Origin of the sequence: Methanobrevibacter filiformis (genome assembly GCF_001639265.1) — an archaeon.
Taxonomy (GTDB): Archaea; Methanobacteriota; Methanobacteria; order Methanobacteriales; family Methanobacteriaceae; genus Methanacia; species Methanacia filiformis.
Map to the genome: position 1 here is coordinate 1 of NZ_LWMT01000245.1, position 17,303 is coordinate 17,303.

Below are 17,303 nucleotides of genomic sequence, written 5' to 3' on the forward strand. Positions count from 1 at the left end.
ACTATGGAGAACTATGAAAAATATACTACATAGAAACCCCATTCCAGATATTGAATACCTAAAAAAGGAAGTGGTTAAATTATACTACGAATTAGTTGATGAAATATCTTTTGTCGAAAATTGGATAGATGAATATATTGTCAAAAAATAGGTATCATACTATAATAGTGCTACTAATAATAATTATAATAATAACAGTAATAATAATGCTGTGGTGGAATCTATTTTAGATTTGTATGAAATTATCTACAAAATAGCAGGCACCTATTTAGAACGTTTTGAAAAGGAAAATATAAAACCACTTCCTTATTTTTCAGACATGCTTATAAAAGAAAACTTGCTTTCTCCAATATCTGTAACTGAAGATGGTTATGATGATGAAGAAGCCATTTCAGAGAAATATTATGAAAATATGAGTGATGAACTTTTTTCAAGTTTTTATTATTATTCTTGGCTGGTTTTAGCATATTCAATGAAGTATGATTTCCCAATTTTAAATGAAATTCAAGATGATTCAGTTAAAAATAAACTAAATCGGTTTAACAATGATTCAACAAGCCTATTTCTCACTAATCTTTTTGATAATGATTAATAATTTGAATGGTGTACATGTTTAAACATTAAAAATCCTTTTAATAGCAAAAATAATTACTTAAGGTGGAAGAAGTGAAAGAACAATTAAAAGCTCCGATTATGATATTTAGCGTTTTTCTTATAATAGCTATTATATTATCTTATTTAACCGAAGAAATATTTCTTCTATTTAATTTTCTATACATAGGCTCATTTATATCAATTGGAATTTATTTATTTAATACAAACAATAAGTACAGTAGAAATATAGTTCAAATAGCTGTAGGATCATATTTATTAATTTATGTAGGTCTTATATTAAATAACAACATTCTAATTTCAGGGTTTTTCTATTATTTGCTCATTGGAGTTTTTCAAGCAGCAGTAATACATTTTTTAATAGCTAAAATATTAGGACCATTAATTTTTGGAAGGGGGTGGTGTGGTTATGCATGTTGGACAGCTATGATTTTAGATATTCTCCCATATAAAACTCCTAAAACACATATTAGGCGAAAAAATTTAGGATATCTTAGATATGCATTGTTTATCTTAATAGTAACAAGTGTTTTAATATTATTATACTATCTAAAAACACCAAATTTAGATAACTTAATGTTTTTATTGTTTATAGTTGGAAATATAATTTATTACATAGTGGGAATTATATTGGCTTATCTATTTAAAGATAATCGTGCTTTTTGTAAATATGTCTGTCCAATATGCACTTTTTTAAAGCCAGCCAGCTATTTATCTATACTTCGAGTTAAAGTTAATCTAGAAAAATGTAATAAATGCAATGCATGTGTTGAGATATGTCCAATGGATGTAGATATTTTAGATAGCAAAAGAAACAGGAAAAATGGAACTGAATGTATTATGTGTCTTGAATGTGTGAAGTTATGTCCAACAAATTGCATAAAAATGTGAAATATTTTAGCTATTTAACCTAAAACATATTCAAAGTCCCAAAAAGGAATCTTAGGATTTTTTATATCATTTAGATGATCTATTTCATGAGATGCACCATAAGCAGCAGGGCCATGAAATTTCAAGGGACCTTTCATATGTTTTATAGCTATTTTTAGATCTTTTGGGTTTAAAACGGCTTCTAAAATATATTTTCCATCTACAATCACTGAGTATGGTCGCTTAACCAATTCTCTTTCATTTTTATTTCCACATTTTTCCATTCTGTAAACTACACCCTCTTCTTTTAATAGAACTGGATTAACAAAAAGATAAATTTTTTCTAAGGTATATCCAATCTTTTTATCAGTATCATATTCAGTTACTTTCTCTTTAACAGACATTAACTTTTTTGAGTTTTTATTGACGCTCCAATCTCCTCCAAAACGAATAGAAAAGAATAATGGTAAAAACACTTCTTCTGGAAGATTAAGAGATTTGATTGCTTCTTTTTCACTTATTGAAAATTTCAATAGCTTTTGAATTTCATCTTTTTGCAAAATATACACCTAAATACACATACTTGTTCATAAGTAAAATTAGAAATAAGCTTTATCTCCTTTTACTTTTATCCCCTCATTAGATAACATCGTTTTTTTCATCTCTATTCCTCCAGCAAAACCAGTCAACTTTTTATTTGATCCAACAACACGATGACATGGAACAATAATAGCTAAAGGATTTTTATTTAAAGCATTTCCAACAGCACGGTAACCTTTAGTTTCAATAGCATCACCAATTTGTTTATAAGTTCTTACTTCACCTTTAGGAATTTTCATTGTTTCTTTGTAAACTTTCATTTCAAATTCAGTCACATCTAATAAATCTAAATCAGTATACTTGGTAAAATCAACATATTTTCCATTAAAAGAATCCACAAGTAATTTGTCAATAGTTGGACAACTAACAATATCTTCTTGATTTAGATTGTAATCTATTATGTATTCTTCCTTAAAATTTAGAAATATTCTGATAATTTTATTATTTTTACAAAATGCTTTAATATTCATATTATCAAATACCATACTTTTTAATGTAATAGCTATTTTTGGATTTAATGAATTTAATAGTTATATTTAATAGTTATATTTAATAGTTATATTTAATTTTAATGTTCCTAATCAAATTTAATTAACTAAAGATGGATTTAGAAAGCTTATCATATAAAGAGGTGTTTTTTAATATACATAACAGGTATATGACTACTCCTATAGCATAATAACCTAAAACTTGGATATCCAACAATCCAGTTTCCACACCTAAAATTGCATAGGTGAGTAAAAGAGCATATAATCCTATGTAAAAAGGATTTTTACTAAGTCTAATTATTTTATGTCCTATTCCAATTATAAAACCAAGAAGACACATGCCTATAGCTACACCAAATCTTCCAAAGTCAACAAACATAGGTCCAATTAATGTTGGAGTAAGGGTAACCTGAGTTCTCCAGGCAAGAAGTTTTCCAATTAACATTCTTGGACCTATTTCGCTAGTAGGTATTGCACTTGCAATTAATTTACCATGAAGCAAACCAAAGTCACCTGAAATATAACTTAAAAGATTTAAAACATGTACTGTAAAATCTGCCCGTGATTGTAATGTATAAAGGGGATTAGTGTTTTTTGTAACCATATACTCTGCAAGGGATCTAAAATATCCAATACCTATAATTGCAGCAAAACCAATTGCTACTGCTACAATAATTTCCCAAGTAGATATTATTTTCCCGTAATAACCCATTATAACAATAATTAATAAAATAGCTATTATTGGTGTTCTATACCCTAATGAAACTATTATTCCTGTAGAAATTAACATTAAAAGTAAAAATCTAAATCTAACTCTTGAAAAACCAATTTTTCCTTTTTTATAATCATTTAAATAAGCCGCTCCTAGAAGTGCAACTGCTGGAACTACTAAAAATACTGGCATTGAAAGAATTGGCTTTAAAGCATACCTTAAAGAAGGTTTTAAAATAGGAATTCCACCAACTGAAGCTATAGATATTACAAAAAATAAAGTAGCAATAATAAATAAACAAAAACCTATTGAATAAATATCTTTCATGGAAAAATTAATAATATTCTTTTTTTTCTTAAAAAAGAATCTTGGGATAATCATGCTCCCAATAAAGTAGGATATAAATCCAATAGCTAATGTTATCTCTAAATTAAGAGATATGGGCTCAATAGATAATAATAAAAATATTGCAAAAACCACTATTACAATCAATGGTGAGAAAAGATAATGGGATATAATTTTATTCTTATTGATAAATGATAAAAAAGAAGGTTTAGGGTATAAACTTACAAAAAAGCTGTTAATCCATTTATCTTCAAAAAAAGATAAAATTTTAAAGATAACTTTAAATAATACCATTTTTCTCAAATTGGAATGAATATTTCTAAGAATTTTTGTAATTAATGAATAAATTCCACTCATAATGTCACTTTATATCCTATTTTTAAGATTTATCAAATTATCAGATACATAATTTAACTTAATTTAACAATTCTATCTACATGATAATTCTGTTTAATAGTTTCAATATCCTTTTGACTTGCATTATATATTCTAAATGTAATCATTCCAGATTCTCCATCAAATGAACCTAAAATACTGTTTGCAATATCTAATTCTTTAGGACCAGCCATTATAAAAGATAATTTTTTGACTAACTCATTAGGATAGGTAATAGAAAGTCTTTTTCCAGCATTATAATATAATGCATTATCTAATGTCTGAAATGCAATATTTTCTTCTCCAGACACGGAAATTGAAGTGTCAACAGTGAAATTAAGTCCTCTAGGAACTCCTTCAATAATATCATTAACATTCGTAATGTTCATAGGACGTACTGATATGTCTGTAACATTCGCGTATTTTGAAGAATCTGATTCCAAAGTTATATGTTCTATATAAAAATCAGCATTTCTCACAGTAGTGTAAAATCCTGCTAACATTGGAACACCATTTACATCTAACAATATCCTGGGATTATTATCTGCCCACAATACTCTACCTTTTATTTCTTGATGCTCACCAGAAGAAGCATTGTATCCTCCAATTTGTGCATTAACAATTTTACCTTCTCTATAAAATCCTAGATATTTCTCCCAAAATTTATTTCCAGTAGAACTGTCAAAAGAAAAGGACTCAACATTATCATCATTTGCTGTGAGATGTATAAATGCAAAAACAATAGCTATTATAATGGCTATTATAATTAATATGTCTAGTAATGTGAATTTTTTTAAAAATGTTTTAAAAGTTTTTTTACCCATTGTATCCTCTCAGATCTTGTGCATTGATTTAAAGATAAAAATAATTAAATTAATATGATGAATATAAAAAATCAAATGAAAATAATTAATAATATTAAGATAATTAATAATATTAAACTAATTATAATAATTAATAGTATTAAGCTAATTATTAATAATTAATAGTATTAAGCTAATTATTAATAATTAATAATATTAAGCTAATTATTAATAATTAATAATATTGAACTACTTTAATAATAACTAATAATTAATTTCAGTGATTCTAAATATAATTTAGATTTCTAAAAAATTTCCTTTATTAATAGTTAAATTTGATAAAATGACGAATAATAAGAATTAATCATCATTAAAATGAATAGCAGAAACTGGACACACTTCAAAACAATCTCCACAATCACTACATCCTTCTTGAATAACAATTTTATAACCTTGTCTTTCAATAACATTTAAAGGACATATATCTACACAAGCACCACAAACAGCACATTCACTTTGTTCTATTCTCAAATAATCACCAAAAAATGAATATAATAAATTGCATTGAATATTAAAGTATAGTATTTAAATTACCAATGAAATTATTAGTTTTATATATTAATTCTAGCAAAATTATATCAATAATATATTATCTATATGGAAGCAATATATTAATATTATTGTCTTTTATAGATTCAGGTTATTTAATATGAGTAATGTTTAAAGTATGGTGGTGTTTTAATGAGTTTAATAAATTTTTTTTATAGCTATTATCTAAAATTAAAAAGAAATTACTATGCTGATAAAGTTAAAAGAAAAGTTGCTAAATATGGTAATAATTTAAAGGTAAATAATAGTAGTAATGTCACTTCTAACACATATTTAGGAAACAATGTTAATTTTAATGGTATAACAATTCAAGGGAAAGGAAAGGTCAGCATTGGAAGTAATTTTCATTCAGGTATAGGTCTGTATCTAATTACTGATATTCATAATTATGATCATGGAATAGCTATTCCTTACGATGATTCTATTATTTCTAAGGATATAACAATAAAAGATAATGTCTGGTTAGGAAATAGAGTAATGATACTTCCAGGTGTTACTATTGAAGAGGGAGCTATAATTCAAGCAGGAAGTGTTGTAGTAAATAATATTCCGAAACATGCAATAGCTGGAGGACATCCTGCAAAAGTCTTTAAATATAGGGATATTAACCATTATGAAAAATTAAAGAAAGAAAATAAATTTCATTGATTTTTGAATTATTTGAATAGCTAATTGTTTTTTACATCTTAACTATTTTTAATTTAATTTCCAATTTTAATTTAATTTCAACCTATCATTTTCTTTAGGAAATTAAACTCTTCTTTATTAATTCCTTGTAATATGAATAAAACTCCAAAATAAATGACTACAGCTATTAAAATTACTATTAAAATAGCTATTATTCCAACAGGTTTCATATATAATAAAAATATTCCCATTATAACTGATGCTATTATTATTTTTAATATTGATTTATATTCAAATGGAAGTTTAAGATATCTTTTACTATGAACTGTTGTTATGATAAAAGCGAAAATGTAAGATATTAATGTGGCAATAGCTGCACCTATAATTCCAATATATGGAACTGCAAAAATATTCAGTATTACATTTAAAATAGCTACAAAAATCCAAAGTTTTCCAAGTATTTTAGTTTTTTTCTCTAAAATTAGAATGTTATTTATTATTCCATAAATTCCCATAAATATGGCACCTAAACAAACAAAAGGTGTTATTAAATAACCATTCATGGCTATTTCATTAGTAGATATAATCATAAGAATAGGTTTTGATAGTATGGAAAGTCCAAAGCCTCCAGGAATAGTAATAAGGAGGAAATATTTCATAGAATACTTTAAAAATTCATTTACTTTATTTAAATCTCCTTTTTCAAAGTATTTTGGAAGTACAGCTGGAAGCATAACTGCAAATGGGGATAAAAACATTAATAATATGCTTCCTATTGCATAACTTGGAGCATAGTAACCTACAGCTGCAGACCCAAGAAATATTCCAATTACATATTTATCACTGGAATCTACAATCCATGAAGAAATATTACTTGGTATGGTAGGAATAGCAAAATTTAATTCTTCTTTTAAATTTTTAAACTTAGGTATATCAAAGCCTAAATAATTTCCTATTAAAAGAACCATTACTATAAACACAACTAAGTATCCAGTAAGTAAACCTAGCACAACTGTTTCTATATTGTATCCAGTTAATACTAAATAAGCACTTAACATAAGACCAACATAGCTTTGTAAAATTAAAAATAAAGAATATCTTTTTATTTGTTGGAATGTTCTAAAAAAACTGATTATCATTAAATTCATACATGCAAAAAATGATATTATGGATACAATATAAAGAACTTGTATATTCCCATCAAATAAAGCATTAGCTATAGGATTCTGAAATATTATTAAAATAATTGATATAAGTAGACTTGAAGCAAATACAATAGCTAACATTGAATAAAAAGATTCTTTAATCTTAGTTTTATCATTCTCAGCAGATAAAAATCTAACCATTGTATAAGGAAGTCCTAAATTAGCTATATTTGGAATCAAAGCTATGGTTGTATTTACCTGAGCCCATATCCCATAATCACCAATTGAGAAATTTTTTGTTATTATTGGAATGAATATTAAAGCACTTAATGAAATTAATAAGTTACTTATACCAACTAAACCTATTCTTTGTACAAAAGACTTATATTCACTCAATATTTCACCAATAATTATTCACTGATTTCAAAAAAATAGAAAATTTTTTCAAAATCTATTTACATTTAATTAAATCAGATTCAGTACCTTGAGAAATCAGTGTTTAAATGTTTATTTTTTTAGAAGTTTCCTCTCAATCTATTGTTTGTTTACAATATTATTTAAATCATTTTTATTGTAGTTTTTGAAAAAGAAATCTTTGTCATATTCTTTTATTTTAAAACTATCTAAGTGTTTAATTAATTCTTCAGCTTCTTTAATTTTTATTACATACTCTTTTTCTACAAGATCATCCATATACTCTGTTCCAGGGAAATCAACTATAAATGTTTTACAATTGAATATAAGTCCTTCATAAATAGCTGTTGAGAAAACACCTACCTGGTATTCACTTTTTGAGAACAAATCATACAAAGAAACTTGATTGTTATCAATTATTTCAAAATTGTTTAGTTCTTTAGCTTTTTTTAGATATTCATAATTAGTTTCCCAATTTGAATATTCTCCAGGATGTAATTTGTATATTATTTTATAATTTTTATTTAATCTTTCTTTATTTAGTTCAGTTGATTTATTCGATTCATTTAATATTTGAGCTAATTCATAAGCAAATTTAGATAAGTATTTCCCTATGGCACCTTGTGAAATAAAAAGAATTTGGTTTTTGTTTTTTTCTTGATCTTTTTCATTATTTAAATATGAACTAATAGTTTCATTTAAATATGGGAAACCAAATGATATAATATTTTTATCTTCCAGAGGATAATTAGCTATTTTATTCCAGTAATCTCCAAAGCTTAAAAGTTTGTTAGGGAAATATTTCACATTCTCCACATGTGCATCTTTTTCACACTCTGGATAATTGTAGCCTAAATGATATTTGCTGATAGTTCCATGTTGTAATTCGATTACTTCAATCCCATTGTCTTTTGCTGCTGAAATCATACTTTGATTTTCATAGGACACTACTACAAAAATGTATTTAGGAGTTCTCTTTTTGAATAATTTATCATATTTTTCATATTGGTATTTATAATCCATAATATGTGTTTTAATTATACTAATTAGGTCTATATTTATGTTGAATTGTTTTTCAATCTCGTTTTTTATCTTTAGAATTTCATCATTTTCACTGTGTCTAAATTTCAAATCTCTTATTTTTTTATTAAAATAAGAACCTAATAAAATTCTATCACTATATTTAACATAGTCCTTTTTTTCACCATAATGTTTATTTAAATAAGGACTTTCAATTATTTCAAAGTTAAGATCATTATCAAGGTCTTCTCTTAAAAAGTGACTATAAATATCTTGGTATTCTCCCCTATTTTTCACTCTTCGAGGATGGTCAAATATAACAATATCTTTATGGTAATTACCTTTCAATGGATTTGAAAATAAGCTATTTTTAATAAAAGGAATAAATGATAGTACTTTATCAAAAACACTGACTTTTCCTTGTTGTGGTGATCCAAAGACTCCTAATTTTCTGGATATTTCATAGTAAACATAGATTCTAATTAATTGCCAAAAGTAAGTTTCTTGGATTTCGTTTTGGATTAAATTGAATTTTTTTTCTATTTCAAAAAATTTTTCACATATCTCTTTTACAGTTTCATCCATTATATCCTCTTATCAATGTATTAAAATAAAAGTTTATATGTATTTTAGGGGATGTTCCATAATTCAATAGATAATTAGTTAAGACTTATTTTCTTAAATAAGTATTTTGAGAGCCTTATATTGCTGATAAATTAATTATATGGATATTTAATTAGTTATATAAATTGAATTTTAGCTATTCTAATCCAGTTTATCAATATATTTTTATAAATTCTACATAGAAAGTGGCAAAAATTCTAAATATCATGAAAACATATTATATTTAAAAATGATTAAAATAACTTTGTTTTACTATATATTTAGTTAAAACGCTTAAAAATTAATTAAATAGATTTTCAACGACTTATAGAATTATGGGACATCCCCTTTATACTCAATGATTATTTAAACAAGTTAGCCATTTGTGGATTAGATAATTCCTCTTCAATTCTAATTAATTCATTCAACTTAGCTATTCTTTCTCCACCTAATGCCCCAGTCTTGATTAGAGGTGCAGAGAACGCAACTGCAAGATGAGCAATAGTTTCATCAGTAGTTTCACCAGACCTGTGAGATACTACAGGTGTTACATTGTTTTCTTTAGCTAACCTAACTGTTTCATAAGTATCAGTTAATGAACCAATTTGATTAGGTTTAATAATAATTGCATTTGCAGCCTTCTTTTCAATACCTTTTGCTAAAATTTCTTTATTTGTGACAAAAATATCATCACCACAAATTAAGCACTTATTACCACAAGCAGCAGTTAGTTGTGCAAATCCCTCAAAATCGGCTTCATCAAATGGATCTTCAACATAAAACATTCCATAAGTTTCAATGATTTCTTTAACAAATTCTATCTGGTCACCAGTATCTCTTGAAATATTGTCTTGAGCATAAACATATTTCTGTTCATTTTGATTCCACATTTCAGAAGCAGCAATATCAAGTGAAGGTTTAATTTCAACTCCAAGTTCATCTCCAACTTCTTCACATGCTTGAGCTTGAATTTCTAAAGCATCTATATTTGAGATATTAGGAACCCAACCACCTTCATCTCCTTTTCCACCAGTGAAACTAGAATCTTTAAGTTGAATAAGTTCTTTTAATCTCTTATGTACACTAGAATTTGCAAAAACTGCTTCAGTAATGTTGCTTGCAGTTACTGGTACAACTAAGAATTCCTGAATATCTGGAGCATTAATTCCTGCATGTGCTCCACCATTCATCATGTTTCCTAAAGGATATGGAATCTCGTTTTTTAAATTTCCACCTAAAAATCTATATAATGGAAGATTATAAGATGCTGCAGCAGCTTTAGCTACAGCCATAGAAACAGCTACACTTGTATTTCCACCAATAGCAGACAAATTATCTGTTCCATCGATTTCTTTTAAAACTAAATCAATATCAGCTAAATCTTCAGCATCCATTCCAATTAATTCAGCAGAGATCAAATCTTCTATTTCAGTTATAACTTTATCTACTCCACCTTCTGGAAAAGAAACAACTTCACGAGATCCAGTACTTGCACCACTAGGTGCTGCAGCTCTTCCAAAACCATTCCATGTAACAACATCTACTTCTACAGTTGGGTTTCCCCTACTGTCTAAAATTTTACGGACACGAAGATCCTCAATAACACTATCCAAAAAAACATCCCCTGTACATTTAATTAATTGTACAATATTTAATCATTTTATGATTAACCTATATTTAATAGCTATTAATTTATATTATTAGCTATCAATTACTAGCCATTAGTGCAATATATCTATAAAATTCCAATATTTATATTAAAATAGCTATTAAATATAAATTACATTATAATATTTAATTTGATTTTAAAAATACAAATACTGAACCCTAATATTACAGATTCTTAAGTTTATAACATGATAGAAATCTATATAGAATATAGAAATAGGAAGTTGATTAATAGACTTGTCTATTATGTTATTTAATGTTTAATATCGAATATGAATAATAATATAACAATATAAAAATTTGATTAATTTAATTAGTCATCATATTTAACATCCAAAGGCAATACATCATTTTCAAGCTCAAGTAATGCTATGTCTATTGGATCAATAGAGTCTCCAATTTTAACCAAAGGTTTTGCACCCATAGAAAGTTGTAAAGCTCTAGCACCAAGTAGTCTTGCTTTTTCAAACCTTGTTAATTTTTTTATCATTTTACATTTCTCCAGATTAAAATTGATTAACTTTTATTAAAGTATTAAAATGATTATTAATTTACTTCTATTACTATTCCTACTAATAAAAACATTTTTATAATATTATTATATTTAGTAATAAGTACTATTTATAAATTACTATAATAAAGTTATAAATTAGTAGTTTAAGTTACTTATAATAGCTAATAATTATTTGTAGTACTTCAATTTAGCAATTATATAACCTAAGTTTAATAAACATACTTTTAAAGAATTTAAGTTTACTATGTTTAAAATTACCATGTTTCAACATGAGTAATTAACATTCTTCTACAACAATATCTTTTTAAACCTAAATCATCTAAAATTTCTTTTGATTTTTCACCATCAGCAAGTCTATCATTATATTCATCAAAAAATGCTGAAACAGGTTTTCCACAACTTATACAACGAATAGGAATCATAATAAATCATATCTTTAAATTGTTTTCAATATTCAGATTTTATATTATAAATTTAGGTAAAATTAATGAAATATTTAATTAAAATAATAGATATTAATTAAAATAAATTAATTAAAAATTATTAATTAAATAAATTAGATTACCTGTAACTTTTTTGTTTACGAGCACGAGCACCAGGACCACCGTATTTTTTAGGTTCTGAACGTCTTGGATCTCCTACTAACATTGTTCTGTCGTATTGAATATATTTTTCTTTAAGACTCATATCATTAGTCCATTGGACTAAACCTTTAGCTATGACCATACGAGCAGCTTCTGCTTGACCCATAACTCCACCACCAATAACTTTAACATTGATATCGACATTGTTTACAACATCGTCACCTGCTAATGATAATGGTTCAGTTAACTTTAATCTAGCAAGTTCAGGAGAATAAAGTTCTAATGGTTGTTTATTTATTCTAATTCTCCCTTTACCTTCTTGGACAGTCCCTCTAGCTATTGCGGTTTTTCTCTTTCCACTTGTATGAACAACTTTTGCCATATTCTTATCTCCATTAAATTATAATAGCTAATAATCTGTTTAATTATAGCTATTTAAAATTTAGCACCTAAAAGCTTTGAAACTTCACCAAGTGCAATTCCTTTTTTCAAGTTTTTATACTGAGCTTGAGGTAAGTTAGAAGTTTCTTCTTCACTCAAATCCTTAGGAACACCAACATAAGCTTTTAAGCCTTTAAAAGCGACTCTTCCTTTGGATTTTTTATAAGGTAACATTCCTCTTACAGTTCTTCTGAAAATATCTTCAGGTCTTCTTGGATATTTAGGACCCATATCACGAGGATTGGAAATACTTGCTCTGTCAACTCGTTGTTTATACTTAGCATAAGCCCAATCCTTTGAGCCAGTAATCATAATCTTTTCAGCGTTGACAACAACAACTTCTTCCCCTTCAAGTAGTTTTTTACTAATTAAACTAGCAAGTCTTCCTAAAACATGTCCTTCTCCATTAATAATCATAATAACACCTTTTTGACTTACTCTAAAATTCTTATATTGCTACCTTTAGGGTTTTCTCTAACAATGTCCTCAATAGACAGACATTTGCCCCCAGCACTTTCAATTTTCTTTCTTGCATTCTCAGAGAAATTTAATGCTGCAACACTAACATTATGATCAAGTGTACCATAAGATAACACTTTACCTGGTATTAAAACAGTCTCATCAGTAATGGAGTGCCTATTAATAGAAGAAATATTAACTTCAGCTCTTCTTCTTGTAGATCTACTAAGTCTGTTTGAAATATCCTTCCAAATAGCTACATCCTCAGCATTAGATTTCTTTTTAAGATCTCTTATGAGATTAATAAGATTAGGATTCGTTTTGATAATTTTTTTCGCCATATTCTCCCTCATTTACAAAACATCTTTACAAAATGTGATGATTTTATCTGCCTTTTCATTTAAAACATCACATGCATTTAATAAAACCTCTTCAGGAGGTATAGATCCATCTGTTTCAATGCGGAATATAAATGTATTTTCCTTAAAACCTACATTTATAGCATTATTTTCACTTGCACGTACACAACTTCCACACATAGAACAGTTTTCAATATTTTGAACTGTTACTTTTTTAGTTTTCTTGTTACGTTTTAATATATTTCTTGGGCAAGCTTCCACAACTTCAGGAAATACTTCCTTTTCTGGATCAAAACTTATGTCAGGATATTGTTTATAAGCACATACAGTAGTAGGTATCCATTTTGCATGTTCTAAACCTAAACCTACCTTTGCTACTGCTTCAAGTTCTACTTCCTGATCTTCTTTAAGTTTAAAAAGAGGTATAGTATCGTGAACAGGTTTAATTTTTGAATCAGTTGAAGTCAAATCTTTGGAATAGACAGTTCCAGGACCATTTTCAACTATTGAAAAAGAAACACTGCATTTCGGACAATAATCATCACAATCGCATTCACCATCAATAACTAAACCTTCAATAGCTTCATTATCAGAAACAAGTGGAACCAATCCTAATCTATGAGCCAATACTTCATTAAACATTGCAGAATCGTTTTTAATGATGTTGACATCTTCAATAGCTATTTTAGGAATTTCCATCATAGCTATTCTACGAATTGCATTAACAAAAGGTACATCTGCATCATGAATAATGAAAACAATTTCGTCCCCATTCTTTTCCTTGACTTCAATTTTCATATTAAACCCTTCTTCCCCTTTTACCTCCAGGTCGTCCAGTACCATCATGAGGTATAGGAGTTATATCTTCAATTTTACCAATTTTAATTCCAGCTCTTGCTAAAGCACGAATAGTAGCTTGAGCACCAGGACCAGGACTACGTGGACCATTGCCACCAGGAGCTCTAACTTTTATATGTAAACCAACATAACCTTTTTCTTTTGCATCATCTGCTGCACGTGTAGCAGCTTCCATAGCTGCAAAAGGAGATGCTTCTTGCCTATCTGCTCTAACAACTTTTCCACCAGACCATTGAGTGATAGTTTCAGCACCTGTAATATCAGTAACAGTGATGATGGTATTGTTAAAGGATGAATAAATATTAGCTATTCCCCATTTTTCATCTTTTGCCATAATAACACCTTTTATTCAGTTTTTTCCCCTGATTTATCATTAGTTTTGTTATATTCTTCGATTTGTTTAGAAACTGGAGATGATGGATAAAAACCGATTAAATTTTCTTCTCCTCTTTTAACCATATAACTTGGAGAATCTATTTTTTTCCCACTCATAGCTATATGCCCATGTACAACAAACATTCTTGCTTCTTTAGCAGTTCTGGAATACCCTCTTTTAAAGACCACAGATTGTAATCTTCTTCTTAAAATATCTTCTACAGTTAAATTAAGAATATCTTCCAAAGCAGCACTTTCATCAAGAATACCTAAACGTACTAAATGCCCTAATAACTCATTCTTCTCATTTTTAATTTGGTCTGAAGAAAAACCAAGTAAATATCTTGCTTCCCTACTGTATTTTCTAACTAATGTATCAGCTTTCCAGATTTCTTTCTTATTTTTCAAGCCGTATTTAGACATTAGTTTATTTTCTGCTTTAATTCTTTCAGCATTCCAAGGATGTGAAGGTGTGTTATACTTTTTACGAGCTTTTCTTGGATGTCCCATAATCATATCTCCTAATAAATAGTAATATTAATAAAATTATCCTCTTCTACGTCTTACACCGACAGAAGAACCTTTTCTGAAAGTAGATTTGGTTCTTTGACCTCTTACAGGTAAACCTACCTCGTGTCTTCTGCCTTTATAACTTCTAGTTTTCCTCATTCTATTTAAATCATCCCTAAGTGTCATAGCAAGGTCAGATTCAATTAAATGACTAGTTTCACCAGTAGCGTAATCTTCACGTCTATTTAGCATCCAATCAGGAACACCAAATCCTTGAGGATCTTCTAATATTTTTTCAATCTTTACAATATCATCATCAGAGATATATCCAATTTTCTGATCTAAATCAAAACCTAAAGCAATACCAAAGGTTCTAGATAAAGACAACCCAACACCACGTATATCAGTCAAAGCATGTTTAATAGACTTTTTACCATCAACATCCTTTCTGGAAATACGTACCAAATGCTTAAATTCGTCTTCCATTAAATTAACCTCCATTTATAGAGCGAACCCACAGACGTTAGTGAATTCGAATGCCTTAAAAAAAACAATAAAAATATTAACATATTAAAAAATAGAATTTAGATAATGTTTTTAATAAGCACAGTTCTTAAGTAGTTCAACAATTTAAAACTTAATCATGAGAAATTAAGAGTTCAATATTAGTAATAAATAAGATTAAAAAAATTCAATTAAATATTTTAATGAAAATAGTATACTTTTAAAATTATTCAAACTAAAAACGCCGAGACTGGGATTTGAACCCAGGCGGGGAAAATCCCCACAAGATTTCCAGTCTTGCGCCTTACCAGGCTAGACTATCTCGGCAATAATATATATTATTGCAAAATCTAGATTTGTAATAAGTCAACTAATTCGTGAGAATTAAATGATAAAAAGATATATTTAATTTAAAGTATTTAAATATTGTGGTTATTATATTGAAAAGTAGTTATTATATAATTAAAATACTTCAATTTAATAAAATAATTTACATAGTTTTTAATTCAGAGATATTAAATTCCATTAAGATTATTTACTCATTTAATCTGTTATTCCTCGGATATTCTTTCAATTATTATACCTCTGCTAGATTAACTAGCACTCAACAATTACTAATTATTAAATATGATTTATACTAATGACCTTATAAAACTAAATATTCAGCACCATAACAAATCCTGCAGAGATATATTAATCATGACAAACGTTTGTATCATTTAATTTAATCAAAAAACACTTTTTCAAATGTTTTAACTAATTCTTTATCTATAAAATTAAACTCTGGATTGAATTTTTTTTCTTTGCGAAACTCAATATTTCTCCAATTTGGTGTAATACCTGTAAAATGTTTGAGTTCCACATTATCAACTTCATCTGGTGCAAATTCTTTTGAAAATGAATGAAGGTTCCATTGTATTTCTTTATCACACCTAGAAGGATCTAATACCCATTTTTTTGCAGGTTTCCCTTTACGAATATCAATATACTTAAAATCACTGTATTTAGGAACAGTCTGTTCTTTTTCTCTAATATTCTGTATCCAAACACCTGAAAATATAATAGCTCCTGATGTTGATTCATTTACATGTTCACTTAAAGTTTTATTTTCTTTACTTAATATAAGCTCATCAATGTCAACATTCACAACCAAGTTTGAATATGATAAAAAACGAAGTTTTGCATGTTCTAGCATTGCATATTGAAGATAATCTGAATCAAAATTATTAGGAGTTGTTCCTAAAGGTCCAAATTTAAAACACCATGGAAGTTTGTGTCAAAAAGTTGCCTCCTGAAAAATTGATTATTACTAAAATAATGATTTATCATAACATTTAGGTCCATTTTAATTCATCGTTCTGTCTTTCAATTATTGGTTTTAAATAAGACATAGCTCCATGTTTGGTTTTAAAGCGTTTTTTATCTTCTTTTTGTTGTGCTCCACTGAATTTACTTTCAATTTGATTGTTAGTTTTTGGAATATTTGGATCAAATAGATGGGCAGTTAGTTTGTGCATATCTCTAACAATTTTTTTATTATAAAAATCCTTTAAAAAACCAGGACAGTCATTCCACACTTTAAAAAATCTATTAATCCTATAAATAAAGTCTCCTTTTTCATCAGCATTAAAAATACTTATAATTCTTCCAGAATACTTTTTTATAAGATTTCTTTCATCATCAGAAACATTATGTGTATTTAAATGATTTTTAACTTTCTTTTTAACTATTTTAATGAAGTGCCATATGCATAATTGGTGTTTTTGAAACTCTAAATTCTTCACAGGTCCCATATATGCATGATCATG

22 protein-coding genes and 1 tRNA gene are annotated in these 17,303 nt (G+C 27.3%); 3 read left to right on the top strand and 20 right to left on the bottom strand.

Translation table 11 applies throughout. From position 1 onward, the window contains the following. The first annotated feature begins 214 nt into the window (after nucleotides 1-214). Nucleotides 215-592, top strand: a complete 378-nt coding sequence (locus MBFIL_RS07165) for a hypothetical protein (protein ID WP_211261736.1) — start codon at nucleotides 215-217, stop codon at nucleotides 590-592. A 74-nt stretch (nucleotides 593-666) separates the two neighbouring features. After that, nucleotides 667-1,503, top strand: coding sequence for a 4Fe-4S binding protein (locus MBFIL_RS07170; protein ID WP_084266345.1), 837 nt, complete (start codon nucleotides 667-669; stop codon nucleotides 1,501-1,503). A 14-nt stretch (nucleotides 1,504-1,517) separates the two neighbouring features. Here MBFIL_RS07170 and MBFIL_RS07175 read toward each other — a convergent pair whose 3' ends face one another. The 5 genes from MBFIL_RS07175 to MBFIL_RS07195 form a co-directional block, all read right to left on the bottom strand. Beyond that, entirely contained in the window at nucleotides 1,518-2,051 is a 534-nt protein-coding gene (locus tag MBFIL_RS07175) for a putative ATP-dependent zinc protease (protein ID WP_342667597.1), read from the bottom strand. A gap of 30 nt (nucleotides 2,052-2,081) precedes the next feature. After that, nucleotides 2,082-2,552, bottom strand: coding sequence for a methylated-DNA--[protein]-cysteine S-methyltransferase (locus tag MBFIL_RS07180; protein ID WP_066973037.1), 471 nt, complete (start codon nucleotides 2,550-2,552; stop codon nucleotides 2,082-2,084). Between the two features lie 121 nt (nucleotides 2,553-2,673). Then, nucleotides 2,674-3,984 carry an oligosaccharide repeat unit polymerase family protein gene (locus MBFIL_RS07185; RefSeq protein ID WP_066973038.1) on the bottom strand — a complete coding sequence of 437 codons (1,311 nt, stop codon included), beginning with the start codon at nucleotides 3,982-3,984 and terminating at the stop codon, nucleotides 2,674-2,676. A gap of 53 nt (nucleotides 3,985-4,037) precedes the next feature. Next, entirely contained in the window at nucleotides 4,038-4,826 is a 789-nt protein-coding gene (locus tag MBFIL_RS07190; RefSeq protein ID WP_066973040.1) for a hypothetical protein, read from the bottom strand. 339 nt (nucleotides 4,827-5,165) lie between these two features. After that, complete coding sequence (locus MBFIL_RS07195) at nucleotides 5,166-5,336, bottom strand: 4Fe-4S dicluster domain-containing protein (protein ID WP_066973044.1); 171 nt, start codon at nucleotides 5,334-5,336, stop codon at nucleotides 5,166-5,168. Between the two features lie 210 nt (nucleotides 5,337-5,546). Here MBFIL_RS07195 and MBFIL_RS07200 point away from each other — a divergent pair, with 210 nt between their 5' ends. Then, on the top strand, nucleotides 5,547-6,062 hold the full coding sequence (locus MBFIL_RS07200; RefSeq protein WP_066973046.1) for an acyltransferase: 516 nt from the start codon (nucleotides 5,547-5,549) through the stop codon (nucleotides 6,060-6,062). 77 nt (nucleotides 6,063-6,139) lie between these two features. On the opposite strand, the gene MBFIL_RS07205 is transcribed toward MBFIL_RS07200, so the two are convergent. From MBFIL_RS07205 to MBFIL_RS07275, 15 genes are all read right to left on the bottom strand, one after another. Next, complete coding sequence (locus MBFIL_RS07205) at nucleotides 6,140-7,582, bottom strand: flippase (RefSeq protein WP_066973048.1); 1,443 nt, start codon at nucleotides 7,580-7,582, stop codon at nucleotides 6,140-6,142. A gap of 138 nt (nucleotides 7,583-7,720) precedes the next feature. Further along, nucleotides 7,721-9,205 carry a sialyltransferase gene (locus tag MBFIL_RS07210; protein WP_066973050.1) on the bottom strand — a complete coding sequence of 495 codons (1,485 nt, stop codon included), beginning with the start codon at nucleotides 9,203-9,205 and terminating at the stop codon, nucleotides 7,721-7,723. 380 nt (nucleotides 9,206-9,585) lie between these two features. Next, the gene (eno, locus tag MBFIL_RS07215) at nucleotides 9,586-10,836 is read right to left on the bottom strand and encodes a phosphopyruvate hydratase (RefSeq protein ID WP_066973052.1); all 1,251 of its coding nucleotides are present in this window, start codon (nucleotides 10,834-10,836) and stop codon (nucleotides 9,586-9,588) included. Between the two features lie 368 nt (nucleotides 10,837-11,204). Next, complete coding sequence (locus tag MBFIL_RS07220) at nucleotides 11,205-11,381, bottom strand: DNA-directed RNA polymerase subunit K (RefSeq protein WP_066973054.1); 177 nt, start codon at nucleotides 11,379-11,381, stop codon at nucleotides 11,205-11,207. A gap of 278 nt (nucleotides 11,382-11,659) precedes the next feature. Next, complete coding sequence (locus MBFIL_RS07225; RefSeq protein ID WP_066973056.1) at nucleotides 11,660-11,827, bottom strand: DNA-directed RNA polymerase subunit N; 168 nt, start codon at nucleotides 11,825-11,827, stop codon at nucleotides 11,660-11,662. Nucleotides 11,828-11,966: 139 nt separating this feature from the next. Next, complete coding sequence (locus tag MBFIL_RS07230) at nucleotides 11,967-12,371, bottom strand: 30S ribosomal protein S9 (RefSeq protein WP_066973058.1); 405 nt, start codon at nucleotides 12,369-12,371, stop codon at nucleotides 11,967-11,969. A 53-nt stretch (nucleotides 12,372-12,424) separates the two neighbouring features. Further along, the gene (locus MBFIL_RS07235) at nucleotides 12,425-12,847 is read right to left on the bottom strand and encodes a 50S ribosomal protein L13 (RefSeq protein WP_084266347.1); all 423 of its coding nucleotides are present in this window, start codon (nucleotides 12,845-12,847) and stop codon (nucleotides 12,425-12,427) included. A 17-nt stretch (nucleotides 12,848-12,864) separates the two neighbouring features. Then, nucleotides 12,865-13,230 carry a 50S ribosomal protein L18e gene (locus MBFIL_RS07240; protein WP_066973062.1) on the bottom strand — a complete coding sequence of 122 codons (366 nt, stop codon included), beginning with the start codon at nucleotides 13,228-13,230 and terminating at the stop codon, nucleotides 12,865-12,867. 12 nt (nucleotides 13,231-13,242) lie between these two features. Beyond that, nucleotides 13,243-14,046 (bottom strand): DNA-directed RNA polymerase subunit D, encoded by an 804-nt coding sequence (locus MBFIL_RS07245; RefSeq protein WP_066973066.1) that lies wholly within the window; start codon nucleotides 14,044-14,046, stop codon nucleotides 13,243-13,245. Between the two features lies 1 nt (nucleotide 14,047). After that, entirely contained in the window at nucleotides 14,048-14,440 is a 393-nt protein-coding gene (locus MBFIL_RS07250; protein WP_066973068.1) for a 30S ribosomal protein S11, read from the bottom strand. Nucleotides 14,441-14,451: 11 nt separating this feature from the next. After that, nucleotides 14,452-14,991: a 30S ribosomal protein S4 gene (locus MBFIL_RS07255; RefSeq protein ID WP_084266348.1), complete on the bottom strand. Its 540-nt coding sequence runs from the start codon at nucleotides 14,989-14,991 to the stop codon at nucleotides 14,452-14,454. Nucleotides 14,992-15,027: 36 nt separating this feature from the next. Then, on the bottom strand, nucleotides 15,028-15,477 hold the full coding sequence (locus tag MBFIL_RS07260; RefSeq protein WP_066973072.1) for a 30S ribosomal protein S13: 450 nt from the start codon (nucleotides 15,475-15,477) through the stop codon (nucleotides 15,028-15,030). Between the two features lie 260 nt (nucleotides 15,478-15,737). Further along, nucleotides 15,738-15,822: transfer RNA gene (locus MBFIL_RS07265), tRNA-Ser, on the bottom strand. Between the two features lie 397 nt (nucleotides 15,823-16,219). Further along, the gene (locus tag MBFIL_RS07270; protein WP_066973074.1) at nucleotides 16,220-16,690 is read right to left on the bottom strand and encodes a glycosyltransferase family 92 protein; all 471 of its coding nucleotides are present in this window, start codon (nucleotides 16,688-16,690) and stop codon (nucleotides 16,220-16,222) included. A 139-nt stretch (nucleotides 16,691-16,829) separates the two neighbouring features. Further along, the coding region (locus MBFIL_RS07275) for a hypothetical protein (protein ID WP_211261737.1) at nucleotides 16,830-17,303 on the bottom strand (474 nt) is incomplete at its 5' end.

What these genes read in the sequence shown, in the direction of transcription:
- MBFIL_RS07180 (WP_066973037.1), bottom strand. Translation starts at nt 2,552, where the DNA reads ATGAATATTAAAGCATTTTGTAAAAATAATAAAATTATCAGAATATTT.
- MBFIL_RS07185 (WP_066973038.1), bottom strand. Translation starts at nt 3,984, where the DNA reads ATGAGTGGAATTTATTCATTAATTACAAAAATTCTTAGAAATATTCAT.
- MBFIL_RS07190 (WP_066973040.1), bottom strand. Translation starts at nt 4,826, where the DNA reads ATGGGTAAAAAAACTTTTAAAACATTTTTAAAAAAATTCACATTACTA.
- MBFIL_RS07200 (WP_066973046.1), top strand. Translation starts at nt 5,547, where the DNA reads ATGAGTTTAATAAATTTTTTTTATAGCTATTATCTAAAATTAAAAAGA.
- MBFIL_RS07210 (WP_066973050.1), bottom strand. Translation starts at nt 9,205, where the DNA reads ATGGATGAAACTGTAAAAGAGATATGTGAAAAATTTTTTGAAATAGAA.
- MBFIL_RS07220 (WP_066973054.1), bottom strand. Translation starts at nt 11,381, where the DNA reads ATGATAAAAAAATTAACAAGGTTTGAAAAAGCAAGACTACTTGGTGCT.
- MBFIL_RS07225 (WP_066973056.1), bottom strand. Translation starts at nt 11,827, where the DNA reads ATGATTCCTATTCGTTGTATAAGTTGTGGAAAACCTGTTTCAGCATTT.
- MBFIL_RS07230 (WP_066973058.1), bottom strand. Translation starts at nt 12,371, where the DNA reads ATGGCAAAAGTTGTTCATACAAGTGGAAAGAGAAAAACCGCAATAGCT.
- MBFIL_RS07235 (WP_084266347.1), bottom strand. Translation starts at nt 12,847, where the DNA reads ATGATTATTAATGGAGAAGGACATGTTTTAGGAAGACTTGCTAGTTTA.
- MBFIL_RS07240 (WP_066973062.1), bottom strand. Translation starts at nt 13,230, where the DNA reads ATGGCGAAAAAAATTATCAAAACGAATCCTAATCTTATTAATCTCATA.
- MBFIL_RS07245 (WP_066973066.1), bottom strand. Translation starts at nt 14,046, where the DNA reads ATGAAAATTGAAGTCAAGGAAAAGAATGGGGACGAAATTGTTTTCATT.
- MBFIL_RS07250 (WP_066973068.1), bottom strand. Translation starts at nt 14,440, where the DNA reads ATGGCAAAAGATGAAAAATGGGGAATAGCTAATATTTATTCATCCTTT.
- MBFIL_RS07255 (WP_084266348.1), bottom strand. Translation starts at nt 14,991, where the DNA reads ATGGGACATCCAAGAAAAGCTCGTAAAAAGTATAACACACCTTCACAT.
- MBFIL_RS07260 (WP_066973072.1), bottom strand. Translation starts at nt 15,477, where the DNA reads ATGGAAGACGAATTTAAGCATTTGGTACGTATTTCCAGAAAGGATGTT.
- MBFIL_RS07270 (WP_066973074.1), bottom strand. Translation starts at nt 16,690, where the DNA reads ATGCTAGAACATGCAAAACTTCGTTTTTTATCATATTCAAACTTGGTT.